This window comes from Mesorhizobium sp. WSM3626 (genome assembly GCF_000513935.1).
Taxonomy (GTDB): Bacteria; Pseudomonadota; Alphaproteobacteria; order Rhizobiales; family Rhizobiaceae; genus Mesorhizobium; species Mesorhizobium salmacidum.
Genome location: NZ_AZUY01000008.1, coordinates 66,487 through 82,193 on the forward strand (window position 1 = coordinate 66,487; position 15,707 = coordinate 82,193).

Here is a 15,707-nt window from a genome sequence, read left to right on the forward strand (position 1 = left end):
AGATAGTTATTTCAGCAGCCGGCCTTCGATCGACCAGCGGGCGGCAAGGAAGTTCAACACAGCCGCTACGATGACGCCGCCGATCTTTGCCGGCCACACACCGGTGATACCGGCGAAGAGTGCGATCGACAGGCTGGAAACGCCGAGCGAAATCAACGCCCCAGCCGTGACAAACCGCAGGAAGGCGTCATGCAGCCGGATGGCGTGATTGCGCTCGAACGACCAGAAGCCATTCGCCACGAAAGAGAAGATCACGGCGATCGACCACGAGACGACATTGGCGGACAGCGGCGGGACGTGCAGCTTGAGCAGCAGGGAAAAGCCGGCAAGATCGATGGCCGTGTTCGCCAGTCCGACAAGCGCAAAGCGGACGATCTTGCTGCCGGTCGAACGCTGGGGCTGTTTGCCGCCGCTCATCCCATGCCGTCCATGATCTCGACACCGGCGCGGGCCAGGTGTGCGCCGAACGCATCCGAGGCCAGAACCCCAAATTCCACTTCGCGCACGCTTTGCATCGGGTCGCGCGCGCACAGTGTTTCGTCGACATGGCCAGGGTGGCACATGAACAGTCCATGGTCCGGCAGCGCTTCGACCGCAGCCTCCAGCAATGGGGCAAATTTTTCGGGTTGCCGCCAGTCATAGATGCCGGCGAGCGGCTTCCAAACGGCAAAGCCGGCGCGCTGCATCGATCGGTTGAAGCCGGCGGCCACGGCAGCGATTGCCGCGATCTTCGGTGCGACGGCGGCATCACCCAGCGCGGGAGCGCCGCGCAACACCGGCCTGCCCGCAGCTTCACGAAAATTCGCCCGCAGCCATCCGCGCACGACGGGCAGGAAATGCACGTGCTGATGTCCATCGATGAAGTCGGGCTTGCGGCCCAGCGCCTCGACGAAATGACTATATTGCGCGCCGAGTTCGGCATGGACGTCGCGCTCATCGATCCGGCTGCGCAAGACCGGCAGGGCCAGCGAACGAAGCGGCGGCAGCCGGCCCTCAGGCGCCAGGCTCGATTTGCCCGTGACGGCTGGCTGGTCCGTAAGGGTCAGGTGCAGTCCGATCGCCGCGTGACCGCACAGTGGCCTTATACGCGCCGCTGCCCCGGCCCATTCCGGAAAACCGGTCATGCAGCTGGTGCCGGTCAGGCGTCGCCGGTCGAGCAGGTCGAGAATCCCGGCGCAAACCCCTGGCGCCAGGCCGTAGTCATCGGCGATCAGGCGAATGCGCCGCGTCATCCGCGGGACGCGCCCGCGGCGCCGTCCGAAACGTCGCTGCGCACGACATCGCGCACGATATACACCGGACGGTCCTTGCTCTCCGACAGCGTGACCCAGACATATTCGCCGATCAGGCCAAGGAGGGTGAGGTTGAGGCCACCGAGCAGGACGACGGCGACCATCAGGCTGGGATAGCCAGGCACTGCAATGCCGTAGAACATCACTTCGAAGAACACCTTGGCGCCATAAACGACGCCCGCCAGCGCCGCCAGCATGCCGCTCAAGCTGATGATGCGCAGCGGGATGACGGAAAACGACGTAAAGCCTTCCAGCGAAAAGGCGATCAGGTTGAGCCGGCTCCATTTCGATGTGCCGATGGCACGGTTTTCCGGCGAATAGGGTATGGCTTTCTGGCGGAAGCCGGCCCAGGCGAACAGGCCCTTGTTGAAGCGCCGCTTGTCGCGCAAGCTTGTCAGCGCGCGCGCCACGGTACCGCGCATGACGCGAAAGTCTCCCGCATTCTCGGGGATATCGAAACGCTGGCTGCTGTTGATCAGGCTATAGAACAGCTTCGCCAGCTGGCTGCGCCGCCAACTGGCCTCGCGCCGGTCGTTCTGGGCGTAGACGACGTCGATATCGGGGTGTTCCACCAACTCGGCAATCATCTGCAGGCTGACATCCATGGAATGCTGAAGGTCGGAGTCCATGATCAGCACCATGTCGCCGCGCGAATGGTCGAGGCCGGCGAGCACCGCGACCTCCTTGCCGAAATTGCGGCTGAGCCGCACGACCTCCCAGGAACCCGACAGCGCCAGCGAAAACCGCTCGGCGCCATCGTCGCGACTGCCATCGTCGATCAGGATCTTATGGACGGCCATGCCGAAACGGCTTGATACCGCTTCCTCGAGCCTCTCGAGCAGCCCGGCAAAGGCCGACGCCGACTGCGCCTCGTTGAAGAAGGGCGCTACGATATCAAGTTTCTGCCGCGACTCAGCCATGTGCAACGGGTCCGACATTCACCGCCTTGTCGCGCGCCTTGGCCCAGAACCACCAGATCAGCGAACAGGCGATGAAGGTGACCGCGAGCGGCCGGAACCAAGGGTAGAAGAAATTATGCATGTGGCGCTCGACGCTGGTCAAACCTGTGAGGAACAATACCGTCGACAGCACCGAAGCCAAGACGCCACTACGCTCCTCCCGCCACAGTGTGGCGATAGCGAGACCGGCAGGCACGGCGATCATGGCATAGGTATTTGGCTCGACGCGCGGATTGAAGACGCACATGTAGAAGGCGGCCGTCAGTAAGATCGCCAGTCCGGCCATCCCGGGCTGGAGCTTGCGGTCGAACCAGAGGACGATCGATAGCGTAAGCAGTGCCACGACGACGCGCACGATCGTGGCGGCGAATTCAGGCATGGGCACTCCTGCCGAGGTGAAAGGCGCCGTGAAGTCGGTGGGGACAAAGTGGCCGGACTGGTCGACGGCCATCGAGGTCAGCATGCGGGCGAAATCACCGTACTGCGCGTTGAGATAGCCGGCAGGTGCGAAGGCATACGGTATGGCGAGCACGAACAGCACCGCCAGCACGAGCATGGGTATCAGCCGTAGGCGCAGGGCTCCCACCAGCAAAAGCATGATGATCGCGGTCGGTTTGGCAATGATGGCGACCGAAGCCCAGAAGAAGGTCTCGGCGCGCCGCCCTTCGAGCGCCGACAGGGTCAGGAGCCAGCAGGCGCCGGTCAAGAGGATCGTCGCCTGGCCGTTGCGGATCGCACCCAGCGCCATCGGCAGGGCAAGGAAGAGCCCGAAGGAAAGCAGCCACGGCAATTCCCCGCCGCCGATTTTGCGCACTTGCCGCATCGCCGCGAAGGTGAGCGCCGCGAAGCCCACCGCATGCCACACCACGCCGCCCAGATACGGTCCAAGCTTCAGCACCGGAATGTAGAGTGCGGCAAAGGCCGGCGCGTAGAGATAGCCCATCTCCGACTGGAGATTGTACAGCGGCTGGCCGCTGAGGAATGCCTCGCTGCCATATCCGTAGGCCTGCATCACCGTGCGCGTGTGGGGCGACCATAGCACCAGGCCGAGAACGACCAGGAACGCCCCGACCCACATGCCCAGCCCCAAACGGTCGAAAACCGGCTTGGAAATCGTCATCAACACACCCCGCACGCCATCGCGGAAGACGCCCCAGCCTGGCGTCGTCCCGGCATTCGATGGCGGCGGCATATCACGGACAAAGCGACCAGGCATAGGGGGGCACAATGGCGCAAACGGCGATCCGGCCGTTCCGATAGCGCCGGACACGTGATTGTGTCGAGCGTCGAGAGCAAGGTCACCGCTTCAAGGCCGGATGAAGACCTTGCCGTTGGGCTTGGCCAGTTCCGCCGGCACGCGTGCCATTGCCTCGGCCAGCGGAATGACCGCCGTCACGTCGGTCGACCAGCGTCCATCGGAAAAACGCTTCTGCGCCTCGAGGATCGCCGGACCACGCCGATCCCTAGATTGCCGCATCCATTCGCTCAGCCAGAAGCCCTCTATGTGCTTGTGCTGGAAGATCAGTTGGCCGGGTTCGCGGATGACCGTGGCCTCGGGATCGAGCCGGCCATAGATGATCCAGCGCGCCCGTTTCGGCATTGCATTGAAGATGGCTGAAGCCAGCGGGCCCGTGACAGCATCGAGGAAGATGCGCGGCTGTTCGACCTTCATCACCTCGCGCAGCGTGGCCTCGAAATCCGGTGCCTTCTCGTTGAGGACATGCGCCGCGCCAAGCTCTTTAAGCATGGCGATCTGCTCTTCGCGGCGCACGGTGACAACAGGCCGGAACCCTTCCTCGCTGGCAAGGCCGATGATCAGCTTGCAGAGCTGGCTGGCGCCGGCGGTCATGACGAAGGCCTTCTCGCCTTCCTGTTTGACGATGTCGAACATGGCGATCGCGGTCAGCGGATTGACGATCATCGCGGCGCCGTCCTCGTCACGAACCGTATCGAGCAACGGAATGCAGGCCGCCGCCTCTGCGACTGCATATTCGGCCCACGAGCCCCAATTGCTGAGACCAGTGGCGAAAGCGACACGCTTGCCGACGAGGCTTTTGGGATAGGCCTCCTCGCCAGCCGCGACGACCGTGCCGACGCCCTCGAAGCCGGCCGGCTGACCCTTGGCGCGAGGCTGGCCATACTGGCCCTTGATGAAGGCGACATCCGATGGATTGATCGAAGCCAGGCTGACCTTGATCAGCACCTGGGTCGGTCCGGGCGCAGGCACGGCGATGCTGCCCCGCTCGAGATAGGGCTCCATCGCCTCGAGCGCACTGCCGCTCGGCGTCCTGGTATAGCCGTCACCGACCAAGAGCAGCGCCTTCATTTCGGAGGGGATGGTCATCACTGACACTCCTTGGTTGCCGCGGGAAAACCCGTATGTGGCCAGCCGAACTGCCGCTCAGAGCTTCTCCTGCGTGTATTTCTTCAACTCCGTACGCGCCACCTGGCGGCGATGGACTGCGTCAGGCCCGTCGGCGAGACGCAGCGTCCTCAGATGCGTCCACGAGCGCGCCAGTGGCGTATCCTGGCTGATGCCCTGGGCGCCGAACATCTGCACCGCCTCGTCGGTGACCTTGAGCGCCACGCGTGGCGCGACGACCTTGATCTGGCTGATCCAGGGAGCGGCGGCCCGCGCGTCTCCCTGGTCGATCATCCATGCCGCCTTGAGGCAGAGCAGGCGGGCCATCTCGATCTCCATGCGGCATTCGGCGATGATGTCGAAATTGGCGCCAAGCTTCGCCAGCTTCTGGCCGAAGGCCTCGCGGCGCACGGAACGCTGGCACAGCATCTCCAGCGCCATCTCGGCTTGGCCGATGGCGCGCATGCAGTGATGGATGCGGCCGGGGCCGAGCCGGCCTTGCGCGATCTCGAAGCCCCTGCCCTCGCCCAGGATCAGGTTCGAGGCCGGTACCCGGACATTGTCGAAGCGAAGATGCATATGGCCATGCGGCGCGTCATCGTCGCCATAGACCTGCATGGCGCGGACCTTGGTCACGCCTTTCGTGATCGAGGGTACCAGGACCATCGAGTGGCGGCGGTGCTGCGGCTCGTCATCGCCGCCGGTCCGCACCATGACGATGTAGATGGCGCAGCGCGGATCGCCAGCGCCCGACGCCCACCATTTCTCGCCGTTGAGCACATAGTCGCCGCCCTGCCGCCCGCAGCGCATGGAAATGTTGGTGGCGTCGGAGGAAGCGACATCCGGCTCCGTCATCAGATAGGCCGAGCGGATTTTTCCGTCCAGCAACGGCTCGAGCCATTCCCGTTTGTGCTCGGCCGAGCCGTAACGTTGCAGAACCTCCATATTGCCGGTATCCGGTGCCGAGCAGTTGAATGTTTCGGCGCCGAGATGCGCCTTGCCCATCTCCTCGGCCAGATAGGCGTATTCGACAGTGGACAGGCCGTAGCCACGTTCCGAGCCGGTCAACCAGAAGTTCCACAGGCCGCGCTCCCGTGCGGTCTTCTTCAGCCCTTCGAGGATCTCGCTCTGGCGTTTGCTGTAGACCCAGCGGTCGCCGGCCTTGCCGACTTCGCCCAGGAACTCCTTGTCGAGCGGCATGATCTCGTCGCGCACCATGGCCGCGACGCGTGCGTGGATCGGCTTCAGCCGCTCGGTCATGCCGAGATTCATCTGCGTCATCGGTCGCTAACCCTTCATGCAGGCCGGGCATTTTATCCGTGGCAAGGATGACCGTACTTCGGATAGCCTTGTCAACGCGAACTGTTTTGCCCGCGGGCGAAGGCGCGGAGATTTGGATGAGCTATCTGGATGAGCTGTTTTCGGTTGCCGGCAAGACCGCGCTGGTGACGGGAGCGGCGACCGGCATCGGCCGCATGGCGGCAACCGCGCTGGTCAAGGCCGGCGCTAGCGTCATGATCGCCTCGCGTAAGGGCGAGGACTGCATCAAGGTCGCCAGCGAGTTGAACGGACTTGGCGCCCCGGGCCGGGCGGAAGGCTTTGCCGCCGACGTTTCGAGCGAGGCTGGCATTGCCGCCCTGGTCGGTGAGGTCAAGGCACGGACCGAAAGACTGCATATTCTGGTCAACAATGCCGGCGTGTCCTGGGGCGCGCCGCTGGAGAGCTTTCCCTATCACGCCTGGGCCAAGGTGTTCGGCGTCAATGTCACCGCGGTCTTCCATCTGACACGCGAATTGCTGCCGCTGCTTGATGCTGCCGCAAGCGAAGCCGATCCGGCCCGGGTGATCAATCTGGGATCGGTGATGGGCACGCAGCCGCTGGCCGACGATGCCTATTCCTACACCGCCTCCAAGGCCGCCGTGCATCATCTGACACGCACGCTGGCGTTCGAATTCGCTGACCGCCGCATCACCGTCAACGCCTTCGCACCAGGCCCATTCCAGAGCCGCATGACCGCATTCGCCACCGGCACGGACGAACAGGCCAGGCATGTCGGCGTCCATGTCCCGATCGGCCGCATCGGCACGCCGGATGACATTGCCGGCGCAACGCTCTATTTGTGCAGCCGTGCAGGCAGCTATGTCACCGGCGCCATCCTGCCGATCGACGGCGGGCAGTCGGTGCAGCATGGGTTGACCTTATTCAAGGAATGACATTCTCCGGCCGCAGAAGCCGGGAGTGAAACAGGAGGACATGAGCGTGGAACCGATCAGTCTCGATGTGCTTCTGGCCAGTGTCGGCAAGGAGGTCGGCGTTTCGCCCTGGCGCGTGGTCACGCAACGCATGATCGACCAGTTCGCCGACGCCACCGATGATCACCAGTTCATCCACTGCGATCCGGAGCGGGCCAAGCGCGAAACGCCGTTCGGTGGCACCATCGCGCACGGCTTCCTGTCGCTGTCGCTGTTGTCGGCGATGACGTTCGAGACCATGCCGCCGCTGGAAAACGGCAAGATGGGTGTCAACCATGGCTTCGATTCGCTGCGCTTCCTGGCGCCGGTGAAGACCGGCGCGCGCATCCGCACCCGTTTCGTGCTGGCCGACGTCAAGGTCAGGCCATCGGGCTGGGTGCAGACGGCGCATGACGTGACCATCGAGATTGAAGGTTCCAAAAAGCCGGCGCTGACCGCCCGCTGGCTGACGCTGACCTTACTTGAACGTCAGCCCGAGACGGTATGAGCGACCCGAACGCGCTCGATCAGGCGGCGCTTGCGCCTTACCTCGAGGCGCACATCCCGGGCTTTTCCGGGCTCGCGGCAATCGAAAAATTCAAATCCGGCCAATCCAATCCGACCTATCTCCTGACAGCGGCAAGCGGCCGTTACGTGCTGCGCGCCAAGCCGCCAGGCCAACTCTTGAAATCGGCGCACCAGGTCGACCGCGAATTCCGGGTGATGGAGGCGCTTTCGGGCACCGCCGTGCCGGTGCCCAAAATGCTGCATCTGTCGGCAGAGGGCTCGCCGATCGGCCGTATGTTCTACGTCATGGATTTCCTCGATGGCCGCATCTTCTGGGATCCGGCGCTGCCTGTGATGCGCGGCAACGATGAGCGCGCCGCGATCTACGATGCCATGAACGGCACGCTTGCTGCCCTGCACGATGTCGATGTCGAGGCCGTGGGTCTCAGCGATTTCGGCCGCCCCGGCAATTACTTCGAGCGGCAGCTGGCACGCTGGACCAGCCAGTACCGTGCCTCCGAAACCGGCACCATTGCCGACATGGATCAGCTGATTGCCTGGCTGGAGATGGATATGCCGGCCGATGATATCAGGGCCTCGCTGGTGCATGGCGACTATCGGCTGGACAATCTGATCTTCGCGCCGGACCAGCCGAGGGTACTGGCGGTGCTCGACTGGGAATTGTCGACATCAGGCCACCCCTTCGCCGACATCGCCTATCAATGCATGCAATGGCGCCTGCCGCATGCATCCGGCTTTCGCGGCCTGGGCGGCATCGATCGCTCGGCACTCGGCCTGCCTTCCGAGGAAGACTATGTCGCCGCCTATTGCCGGCGACGTGGGCTGACCGGCATCGGCAATTGGACATTCTTCCTCGCCTTCTCCTTCTTCCGCCTGGCTGCAATCTGCCAAGGTGTCTACAAGCGGGCGCTCGACGGCAACGCTTCCAACCCGGAGAAGGCCAGAACCTATGGCGAGGCGGTGAAATTGCTCTCGCACCTCGCCGCTCAACTGATCAACAAGCAGGCGTAAGGGGAGACGGGATGGGTCGCTTCTGACGCCTGCCGCTTGGGAACCCACGGCGCCCTTGTTCGTTTCCGTACAGCGTATATAATTTAGCCGAGGCACCAACCAGACAAGGGCAACGGACTTGCCGCTGAGCGTCCAGAAACGCCGCGAGAAACAAAAGGCCGAACTGCGCTCGGAGCTTGTCGCGGCCGCACACAAGCTCGTCCAGGAAGAAGGCTATGAAGGCCTGACCATCCGCAAGCTGGCCAAGCGGGTCGGCTATGCGCCGATGTCGGTCTATTCCTACTTCGCCGACAAGCAGGACATCCTCTTCGCGCTGGCCGAGGACGCATTTGAAACGCTCGCCCGGCGCATCGAGGAGCACCCGTCCGACGATCCGATCGAGGCCTTGCAGGCGGTGATGACCGAATATGCGGCCTTCGGGCTCGGCAATCCCAATGAATACCGCACTGTCTTCATGACCGAAAAGACCAAGCTGCCGGAAGGCAGGAGCTACGAGGACATGGAGGAAGGCAACCCGGCGATGAAGGTGCTGATCAGCAGGGTCGAGGCCTGCGTCGCCGCCGGCAAATTGCGTGGCGATCCGCGCGCCATCGCCACCATGCTGTGGGCGGTCGGCCATGGCACGATCTCGCTGCTGATCACATTCCCCTTCTATCCCTTCGGCGACGCGCAGGCTTTCGTGAAGCGGATGTGCGATTTCACCCTTGCCACGCTCAGCACGCAAGATGTGCCGCCGTTGACCGAAACACCGGTCAACTGCTGAGCGCGACCTCTTCGTTTTTCCAGATTTCCTCACCGCCTCTCCCAGCCAGAATGGGGCGGATTTCTTGGTTAACAAAAAGTCTACCGTACGTGTACAATTTCTCTTGAACTTCGCGATCGACGGACGTATTTGTACAGAGCAACGTACATGTACGGAACAAATTCACCCCGTCGAACACGGAGACTGACCATGAAAAAGACACTCCTCACCCTCGCCGCCGTCCTGGCGCTTTCGGGTTCGGCCTTTGCCGCCAACAACACCCCCCACGCGGTCAAGCATTCGACTGCAGCGACCTGCGTCGACACCAAGACCAATGTGAAGCTCGATTGCGCTTCGACCGGATCGGTCGACAAGAAGGCTTCCACGGGAGCCACGACCGACGGCAAGGGTCCCAGGCTCGGGATCACGGTGAACCCGTGGATTATGCCGAGCGCCTACTGAGATTTTCCGAAAGTCTGGCCGGCTCAGCCGGCCAGATGGTGATTTCAGGCGATCAAGACCGGCAGCTTGGCCGCTGAACTTTCGAAGGCCGCGTCGATCAGCTTCTGCATGTCGGCGGCGCGCCGGAACGACGGATCGCCGTTCCGTCCCGTGTCCAGCGCATCGGCGAAGCGCCGGGCATTGTGCTTGACGTCAGGCGGCGTCAGCATCCGCCAACGGTGCTGATCGACGTCGTCACCCAGGCAGGCCGACAGCCGCGAAACCTTGCCGTCGGTCTCGACCTTGATCGCGCCCTTGGTGCCGTGCAGGGCCAGCGACAAATCATTGCCATGGCCCGTCGTGTAGCGGCTGGCCATGATCGTGGCCAGCGCGCCTGAGCTGAGCCGCGCCGTTACCGCCAAACTGTCATTGACGTCGAGCACATAGTCACCGATGCGGTCGCCCTCCGCCTTCGGAAACGTCACCAGATCGGCATGCAGCGAGACGATATCCTGGGCCGCGCCATAGGTCGCGAAGTCGAGGATATGGATGCCGACATCGCCCAGAACACCCGTCGAACCGTGCCGGCTCGACAGGCGCCACAGCCATTTGTCGTCGACCCGCCAGTCACCCCAGAACTTGCTGACCAGCCAGCTTTGCCGGTAGTTCGCCTCGACATGGCGCAGCTCGCCGATCTCGCCGGCCTCCACCATGCGCCGCGCCTCGTGGATCACCGGCGTGTTACGATAGGTCAGGTTGACCATGTTGACGAGCCCGGCCGCCTCGGCGGCTTCGCTCATCGCAAGCGCATCGGCATGGTTCGGCGCCAGTGGCTTCTCGCAGAACACATGTTTCCCGGCGGCCAGCAGGGCGAGCGTCGTCGCCTTGTGGACCTGGTCCGGCGTCGCGTTGATGGCGGCATCGAACTCGCCCCAAGCGATCGCAGCTTCGAGGCTTTCGAAGAAATTGCCTATTTTGTTGGCGGCGGCGAACGCCGCCGCGCGGCCCGGCAGATGATCGACGCAAGCGACGATGGTACAGCTCGGAACCTGACCGAACTCCTCGATATGATGTGCCGCGATCCAGCCGGTGCCGAGCAAAAGCAGGCGATGCATCAGCTCAGCCCCCTCTCACCGTCGGCATGCAGACGCAGGCCTTTCTGGACGATCTTCTCCTTGGCCTTGTCCGTCGGCACATTCGGCGCGTTGGTGATGCCGGACCATGCCGGGGCGGGGTTGTGCGCCCAGTGCACGGCGTTGCGCAGCACCTGCTGCACGCCTTCATTGTGATAGATCGGATAGGTCTCGTGGCCCGGTGAGAAATAGAAGATTTTTCCCGCTCCCCGCTGATAGGTCAGGCCGGAGCGGAACACCTCGCCGCCCTCGTACCAGGAGATAAACACCGTCTCCAGCGGCTCCGGCACCGCGAACGGCTCGCCATACATTTCCGTCTCGCCGATCTCGAGGCATTCGCCGATGCCTTGCGCGATCGGGTGGCCGCGATTGATCGCCCAGACACGCTCGCGCTCGCCCGCCTCGCGCCATTTCAGCGAACAGGGCGTGCCCATCAGCCGCTTGAAAATCTTCGAGTAGTGGCCAGAATGAAGCACGATCAGCCCCATGCCTTCCCAGACCCGCTTCTGGACGCGCTCGACGATCTCGTCCTTGACCTCGCCATGGGCGGCATGGCCCCACCATAGAAGCACGTCGGTGGCCGCCAGGCGCGTGTCGCTCAGGCCGTGCTCGGGTTCCTGCAAGGTGGCGGTGGTCGCTTCGATGCGCTTGTCCTGGTTGAGCGCGGCGGCGATGGTACCGTGCATGCCCAAGGGATAGAGGTCGCGCACGGCGGCATTGGTCTGTTCATGGACGTTCTCGCCCCAGACAACGGCTTTAACAGGCATTTTTCCTCCCCAAAGCGCTTTGAGTACCGTATCCGATGAGGTCTTGGGAAGATGTCTGTCAACCAAAATTTGTGAAATCAGGGCTTCCGCGTTTTCCGTCCGGCGACGATCTTGGCTTTGCCAGGCCTGGCGGGCGCGCCGGGGATTGCCGATCCGGTGATGGACACCGGGTCGCTAGCCGGAAACGTGTCCTCGAGGCCTTCCTCGAGTTCCTCTTCGGCGTAGGCCTCGTGATGCCGCTCATGTTCGAGCGAACGGACCGCCGCGGTTTTCGGCGATTTCGGCGCGGACTTCGACGGCATCGGCAGTTCTCCCTCGATTTGTCGCCGCACAATGGACGCGGGCGGCAAACGTTCCGGGGTCAGCCGGCGGCGTCGCGGGCTCCCTCGGACAGGAAAGTAAAGACATAATCTGAGAAAGAACGCCAGCACTCGACCCTGAAGGCCTCGTCGGCCGTGCGCAACAGCACGATCTCGGCCTTGCCCAAAATGGTGCGCGAAGCGGCGCCCACCGGGAAGGCTTCGAGCGACAGATCCTGCGGGCAGCCCGAATTGATCGCCGCTTCCGCCGCCGGGCCGGTGACGGAAATCGCGATGTTGCGATGCGAGATGCCGACCGACGAGTGCAAGGCTGAAACCTTCGCGCAATTGGCGAGCGGGTCCTTGCCGGCCTCATCGATGACAAGCCACTCGTCCGGCCCAAGCCACAGCGCCGTACGGCCGGCTTTCGACGCCGAGGTTTTCGGCTGCTTCGGCAGGGTCACACCGAGCGCCTTCGACAAAGCGGCGACCGAAGCTTCCGGCGCGCGCAGCGAAATGCGCAGGGCCGGCGGCAGCACTTCGACCTTGACACCCGTTGCGGAGACAGTGCGCCCGGCCAATGCCGGACGCCGCTCCGCCGAGGGCGAAGCCGTCGCGGCCGTCTTTGCAGCAGCTTTAGCCATTGAGGCGCCCTCCCGTCTCGTCGAAGAACACCATGCCGGCAACCTCCACTTCAATCACCCCGTCCGGCATCGGCACGTAGAGCGTATCGCCCATCCGGTCACGCCCGCCGGCGACCAGCGCCAGGGCGATGGAACGGCCGCAATTCTGCGACCAGTAGCTCGAGGTGACGTGGCCGATCATCTTCATCGGGATTGCCTGCTTCGGGTCCTCGACGATCTGAGCGCCTTCTTCCAGCACCACCTTGGGGTCCTTGGTCTTCAAGCCGACCAGTTGCTTGCGGCCCTTGGCGACCAGGTCCGGCCGCGCCATGCCCCTGATACCGACGAAGTCGGCCTTCTTCTTGCCGACCGCCCAGTCGAGGCCGGCATCGTTTGGCGTCACCGTGCCGTCCGTATCCTGGCCGACGATGATGTAGCCCTTCTCGGCGCGCAGCACGTGCATCGCCTCGGTGCCGTAAGCGGTGGCGCCATGCTTCTGGCCCTCGGCCCACAATACTTCCCAGACGGCCTGGCCATAGTCGGCCGGGACATTGACTTCGAAACCGCGCTCGCCGGTGAACGACATGCGGAACAGCCGTGTCGGCACGCCACAGATCTTGCCTTCGCGCACCGACATGTGCGGCAGCGCTTCATCAGACATGTCGATGCCTTCGACCAGCGGCGCGATGATGTCGCGGGATTTCGGACCCTGCACGGCAATGACCGCCCACTGCTCGGTGATCGAGGTCAGCCAGACATTGAGATGCGGGAACTCGGTCTGGAGGTAATCCTCCATGTGGTTCATGACGCGCGGCGCGCCGCCCGTCGTCGTCGTGACATGGAAGCGGTCCGGCGCCAGCCTGCCCACGACACCGTCATCATAGATGAAGCCATCCTCGCGCAGCATGATGCCATAGCGGCAGCGGCCTGGCTCCAGCTTCTCCCACGGATTGGTGTAGAGCAGTTCCATGAACTTGGCCGCGTCCGGGCCGACCACTTCGATCTTGCCCAGCGTCGAGGCATCGAACAGGCCGGCTTGATTGCGGACCCCAACGCATTCGCGGTCGACCGCCGCATGCATGTCCTCGCCGGCTTGCGGGAAATACCAGGCGCGCTTCCACTGGCCGACATCCTCGAACACCGCGCCTTGCGCCTCGGCCCACGGATGGATCGCGGTTCTGCGTGTCGGGTCGAACAGCGGCCCACGCGCATGGCTGACAATCGCGCCGAAGGTGACAGGCGTGTAGGGCGCGCGGAACGTGGTCAGGCCGACCTCCGGGATCGGCTTGCCCAGCGTTTCGGCGGCAATCGCCAGGCCGTGCATGTTGGAGGTCTTGCCCTGGTCGGTCGCCATGCCGTTGGTGGTGAAGCGCTTGACATGCTCGATCGAGCGCATGCCTTCATGCACCGCCTGGCGGATGTCCTTGGCGGTCACGTCGTTCTGGAAATCGACGAAGGCTTTAACCGTCGTGTCCGGTCCGGCGCCGGGCGCCGCACCCAGCATGCCGCGCGACCAGCTCTCCGAGGCGTCCACCTTCGGCTTCACACCCTTGGCGGCTTTCGCGCCGGCATCCTTGGCCGCCCTGGCGCCCGCCGCATAGGCCTCGTCGACCGTCGCCGCCAGTCCGTCGGTGCCGTTGCAGGCGCCGACCGAGACGCAGTCCTGCGCGTAGGTGCCGGGCACGAACCGCTTGGTCTCGTCGTTAAAGGCGACCTTGCCGCGCGACTGCGAGAACAGATGCACCGACGGTGTCCAGCCGGCCGACATCAGGATCGCATCGACCGGAATTGTGCGTTCGCCCCCACCATTCTTCGGCTGCACCGTCATCGACGACACGCGCAGCTTGCCGCCGGCGCGGATCACAGCACGCCCGGAATTGATCTCGATGCCGAGCGCCCTCGCCTCGTCGATCACAGGGCCGGTCGGGTTGTCGCGCAAATCGACGATCGCCGCCACGTTGACGCCGGCCTTCTTCAGGTCGATCGCGGCGCCGTAGGCCGAGTCATTGGCGGTGTAGATACCGACATTTTTTCCGACCGCGACACCATAATGGTTGAGGAAGGTGCGCGCCGCGGCCGCCAGCATGACGCCTGGCCGGTCGTTATTGGCGAACACCATGTGGCGCTCGATGGCGCCGGAGGCCAGCACCACGCGCTTGGCTCGGACCTGCCATAGCCGTTCGCGCGGCAGGTCATGGCCGGGAGCCTTCAGGTGATCGCTGACGCGCTCGACCAGGCCGACGAAATTCTGCGCGTAATAGCCGAACGCCGTGGTGCGCGGCAGCACGCGAACATTGTCCATCGCACCCAGCCTGGCGATCGCCGCTTGCGCCCAGGCAAAGCCGTCCTTGCCGTCGATCTTCGCGCCAGACTCGAAGCGCAGGCTGCCGCCGAACTCGGCCTGCTCGTCCGCAAGGATGACACGCACGCCGGTCTCCGCCGCGGCAAGCGCCGCCGCGATACCAGCCGCACCGCCGCCCAGTACCAGAACGTCGCAATGGGCGTAGCGCGAGGAATAATGGTCGGGATCCGGCCTGTCGGGGGAAACGCCAAGACCGGCTGCTTCGCGGATCTTCGGTTCGTAGAGGCTCTTCCAGGCCGCCTTCGGCCACATGAAGGTCTTGTAGTAGAAACCGGCCGAGAACAGCGGTGATGCCAAATCGTTGACCGCGCCGACGTCGAAGGACAGCGACGGCCAGCGGTTCTGCGAATTGGCGGCAAGCCCGTCATAGAGCTCCTGCACGGTGGCGCGCACGTTGGGCGTCTTGCGCGCGTCATCACGCACGATCTGCACCAGGGCGTTGGGCTCTTCCGCGCCGGCCGAGAGGATGCCGCGCGGGCGGTGGTACTTGAACGAACGGCCGACCAGATGCACGCCGTTGGCAAGCAGCGCCGAAGCCAATGTGTCGCCCTCGATGCCGGCATAGGACTGGCCATCGAAGCTGAAGCGGGCGGTCTTGGCCTGGCTGAGGCGTCCGGCGCCGGGAATGCGCAACGCGCCGCTCATTTGGCAAGCCCTTCGTTGGAGTTTTTGGGCAGCTTGGAAGGTTTCGGCTCGCCGGCCCTGTAGGTCATGACGAACTTGTCGGTGACGGTGTCGCGCACCGCGTTGAAGAAGCGCGCGCAGCCATGCATGTGCCGCCAGCGCTCATAAATGATGCCCTTGGGATTCGAGCGGATGAAAAAGAACTTCTCGAAATCGTCGTCGCTCTCGCCGACCATGTTGGCCGAACGCGCGACATGCGCCTCGCCGGCGTTGCGGAATTCGAGTTCCGGGCGCTCTTCCTCGCAATAGGGGCAGCGGATGAGAAGCATCGTG

Annotated in this window: 17 protein-coding genes; 5 read left to right on the plus strand and 12 right to left on the minus strand. The window is 63.9% G+C overall.

What is annotated here, in order from left to right:
- Window positions 1–6 precede the first annotated feature (6 nt).
- The 6 genes from M653_RS0108545 to M653_RS0108570 form a co-directional block, all read right to left on the minus strand.
- Complete coding sequence (locus M653_RS0108545; protein ID WP_027142966.1) at window positions 7–417, minus strand: GtrA family protein; 411 nt, start codon at window positions 415–417, stop codon at window positions 7–9.
- Window positions 414–1,232, minus strand: coding sequence for a ChbG/HpnK family deacetylase (locus M653_RS0108550; RefSeq protein ID WP_027142967.1), 819 nt, complete (start codon window positions 1,230–1,232; stop codon window positions 414–416). Before M653_RS0108550 ends, M653_RS0108545 begins: the two co-directional genes overlap by 4 nt.
- Window positions 1,229–2,212 carry a glycosyltransferase family 2 protein gene (locus M653_RS0108555; RefSeq protein WP_027142968.1) on the minus strand — a complete coding sequence of 328 codons (984 nt, stop codon included), beginning with the start codon at window positions 2,210–2,212 and terminating at the stop codon, window positions 1,229–1,231. The genes M653_RS0108550 and M653_RS0108555 overlap by 4 nt, the downstream gene beginning before the upstream one ends.
- Window positions 2,205–3,371, minus strand: a complete 1,167-nt coding sequence (locus M653_RS0108560; protein WP_027142969.1) for a glycosyltransferase family 87 protein — start codon at window positions 3,369–3,371, stop codon at window positions 2,205–2,207. Before M653_RS0108560 ends, M653_RS0108555 begins: the two co-directional genes overlap by 8 nt.
- 186 nt (window positions 3,372–3,557) lie before the next feature.
- Window positions 3,558–4,595: a zinc-binding dehydrogenase gene (locus M653_RS0108565; protein WP_027142970.1), complete on the minus strand. Its 1,038-nt coding sequence runs from the start codon at window positions 4,593–4,595 to the stop codon at window positions 3,558–3,560.
- 57 nt (window positions 4,596–4,652) lie between these two features.
- A complete protein-coding gene (locus M653_RS0108570; RefSeq protein ID WP_027142971.1) occupies window positions 4,653–5,894 on the minus strand; it encodes an acyl-CoA dehydrogenase family protein in 1,242 nt (413 codons plus the stop codon).
- 116 nt (window positions 5,895–6,010) lie between these two features.
- On the opposite strand from M653_RS0108570, the gene M653_RS0108575 reads away from it, so the two are divergent.
- The 5 genes from M653_RS0108575 (at window position 6,011) to M653_RS0108595 (ending at window position 9,587) form a co-directional block, all read left to right on the plus strand.
- Window positions 6,011–6,826, plus strand: coding sequence for an SDR family oxidoreductase (locus M653_RS0108575; RefSeq protein ID WP_027142972.1), 816 nt, complete (start codon window positions 6,011–6,013; stop codon window positions 6,824–6,826).
- Between the two features lie 40 nt (window positions 6,827–6,866).
- Complete coding sequence (locus tag M653_RS0108580) at window positions 6,867–7,352, plus strand: MaoC family dehydratase (RefSeq protein ID WP_280940097.1); 486 nt, start codon at window positions 6,867–6,869, stop codon at window positions 7,350–7,352.
- Window positions 7,349–8,383 (plus strand): phosphotransferase, encoded by a 1,035-nt coding sequence (locus tag M653_RS0108585; RefSeq protein WP_027142974.1) that lies wholly within the window; start codon window positions 7,349–7,351, stop codon window positions 8,381–8,383. The genes M653_RS0108580 and M653_RS0108585 overlap by 4 nt, the downstream gene beginning before the upstream one ends.
- 118 nt (window positions 8,384–8,501) lie before the next feature.
- Window positions 8,502–9,146, plus strand: coding sequence for a TetR/AcrR family transcriptional regulator (locus M653_RS0108590; RefSeq protein ID WP_027142975.1), 645 nt, complete (start codon window positions 8,502–8,504; stop codon window positions 9,144–9,146).
- A gap of 189 nt (window positions 9,147–9,335) precedes the next feature.
- Window positions 9,336–9,587, plus strand: a complete 252-nt coding sequence (locus tag M653_RS0108595; RefSeq protein ID WP_027142976.1) for a DUF680 domain-containing protein — start codon at window positions 9,336–9,338, stop codon at window positions 9,585–9,587.
- Window positions 9,588–9,631: 44 nt separating this feature from the next.
- On the opposite strand, the gene M653_RS0108600 is transcribed toward M653_RS0108595, so the two are convergent.
- The 6 genes from M653_RS0108600 to M653_RS0108625 form a co-directional block, all read right to left on the minus strand.
- Window positions 9,632–10,681, minus strand: a complete 1,050-nt coding sequence (locus tag M653_RS0108600) for a Gfo/Idh/MocA family oxidoreductase (protein WP_027142977.1) — start codon at window positions 10,679–10,681, stop codon at window positions 9,632–9,634.
- Window positions 10,681–11,466 carry a ThuA domain-containing protein gene (locus tag M653_RS0108605; protein WP_027142978.1) on the minus strand — a complete coding sequence of 262 codons (786 nt, stop codon included), beginning with the start codon at window positions 11,464–11,466 and terminating at the stop codon, window positions 10,681–10,683. Before M653_RS0108605 ends, M653_RS0108600 begins: the two co-directional genes overlap by 1 nt.
- 77 nt (window positions 11,467–11,543) lie before the next feature.
- Window positions 11,544–11,768 carry a hypothetical protein gene (locus tag M653_RS0108610; RefSeq protein ID WP_027142979.1) on the minus strand — a complete coding sequence of 75 codons (225 nt, stop codon included), beginning with the start codon at window positions 11,766–11,768 and terminating at the stop codon, window positions 11,544–11,546.
- A 59-nt stretch (window positions 11,769–11,827) separates the two neighbouring features.
- Window positions 11,828–12,409 carry a sarcosine oxidase subunit gamma gene (locus tag M653_RS0108615; protein WP_027142980.1) on the minus strand — a complete coding sequence of 194 codons (582 nt, stop codon included), beginning with the start codon at window positions 12,407–12,409 and terminating at the stop codon, window positions 11,828–11,830.
- On the minus strand, window positions 12,402–15,395 hold the full coding sequence (locus tag M653_RS0108620) for a sarcosine oxidase subunit alpha (RefSeq protein WP_027142981.1): 2,994 nt from the start codon (window positions 15,393–15,395) through the stop codon (window positions 12,402–12,404). The genes M653_RS0108615 and M653_RS0108620 overlap by 8 nt, the downstream gene beginning before the upstream one ends.
- Complete coding sequence (locus M653_RS0108625; RefSeq protein ID WP_027142982.1) at window positions 15,392–15,703, minus strand: sarcosine oxidase subunit delta; 312 nt, start codon at window positions 15,701–15,703, stop codon at window positions 15,392–15,394. The genes M653_RS0108620 and M653_RS0108625 overlap by 4 nt, the downstream gene beginning before the upstream one ends.
- Window positions 15,704–15,707 lie beyond the last annotated feature (4 nt).

What these genes read in the sequence shown, in the direction of transcription:
- M653_RS0108545 (WP_027142966.1), bottom strand. Translation starts at nt 417, where the DNA reads ATGAGCGGCGGCAAACAGCCCCAGCGTTCGACCGGCAGCAAGATCGTC.
- M653_RS0108550 (WP_027142967.1), bottom strand. Translation starts at nt 1,232, where the DNA reads ATGACGCGGCGCATTCGCCTGATCGCCGATGACTACGGCCTGGCGCCA.
- M653_RS0108555 (WP_027142968.1), bottom strand. Translation starts at nt 2,212, where the DNA reads ATGGCTGAGTCGCGGCAGAAACTTGATATCGTAGCGCCCTTCTTCAAC.
- M653_RS0108560 (WP_027142969.1), bottom strand. Translation starts at nt 3,371, where the DNA reads ATGACGATTTCCAAGCCGGTTTTCGACCGTTTGGGGCTGGGCATGTGG.
- M653_RS0108565 (WP_027142970.1), bottom strand. Translation starts at nt 4,595, where the DNA reads ATGACCATCCCCTCCGAAATGAAGGCGCTGCTCTTGGTCGGTGACGGC.
- M653_RS0108570 (WP_027142971.1), bottom strand. Translation starts at nt 5,894, where the DNA reads ATGACGCAGATGAATCTCGGCATGACCGAGCGGCTGAAGCCGATCCAC.
- M653_RS0108575 (WP_027142972.1), top strand. Translation starts at nt 6,011, where the DNA reads ATGAGCTATCTGGATGAGCTGTTTTCGGTTGCCGGCAAGACCGCGCTG.
- M653_RS0108580 (WP_280940097.1), top strand. Translation starts at nt 6,867, where the DNA reads ATGAGCGTGGAACCGATCAGTCTCGATGTGCTTCTGGCCAGTGTCGGC.
- M653_RS0108585 (WP_027142974.1), top strand. Translation starts at nt 7,349, where the DNA reads ATGAGCGACCCGAACGCGCTCGATCAGGCGGCGCTTGCGCCTTACCTC.
- M653_RS0108595 (WP_027142976.1), top strand. Translation starts at nt 9,336, where the DNA reads ATGAAAAAGACACTCCTCACCCTCGCCGCCGTCCTGGCGCTTTCGGGT.
- M653_RS0108600 (WP_027142977.1), bottom strand. Translation starts at nt 10,681, where the DNA reads ATGCATCGCCTGCTTTTGCTCGGCACCGGCTGGATCGCGGCACATCAT.
- M653_RS0108605 (WP_027142978.1), bottom strand. Translation starts at nt 11,466, where the DNA reads ATGCCTGTTAAAGCCGTTGTCTGGGGCGAGAACGTCCATGAACAGACC.
- M653_RS0108610 (WP_027142979.1), bottom strand. Translation starts at nt 11,768, where the DNA reads ATGCCGTCGAAGTCCGCGCCGAAATCGCCGAAAACCGCGGCGGTCCGT.
- M653_RS0108615 (WP_027142980.1), bottom strand. Translation starts at nt 12,409, where the DNA reads ATGGCTAAAGCTGCTGCAAAGACGGCCGCGACGGCTTCGCCCTCGGCG.
- M653_RS0108620 (WP_027142981.1), bottom strand. Translation starts at nt 15,395, where the DNA reads ATGAGCGGCGCGTTGCGCATTCCCGGCGCCGGACGCCTCAGCCAGGCC.
- M653_RS0108625 (WP_027142982.1), bottom strand. Translation starts at nt 15,703, where the DNA reads ATGCTTCTCATCCGCTGCCCCTATTGCGAGGAAGAGCGCCCGGAACTC.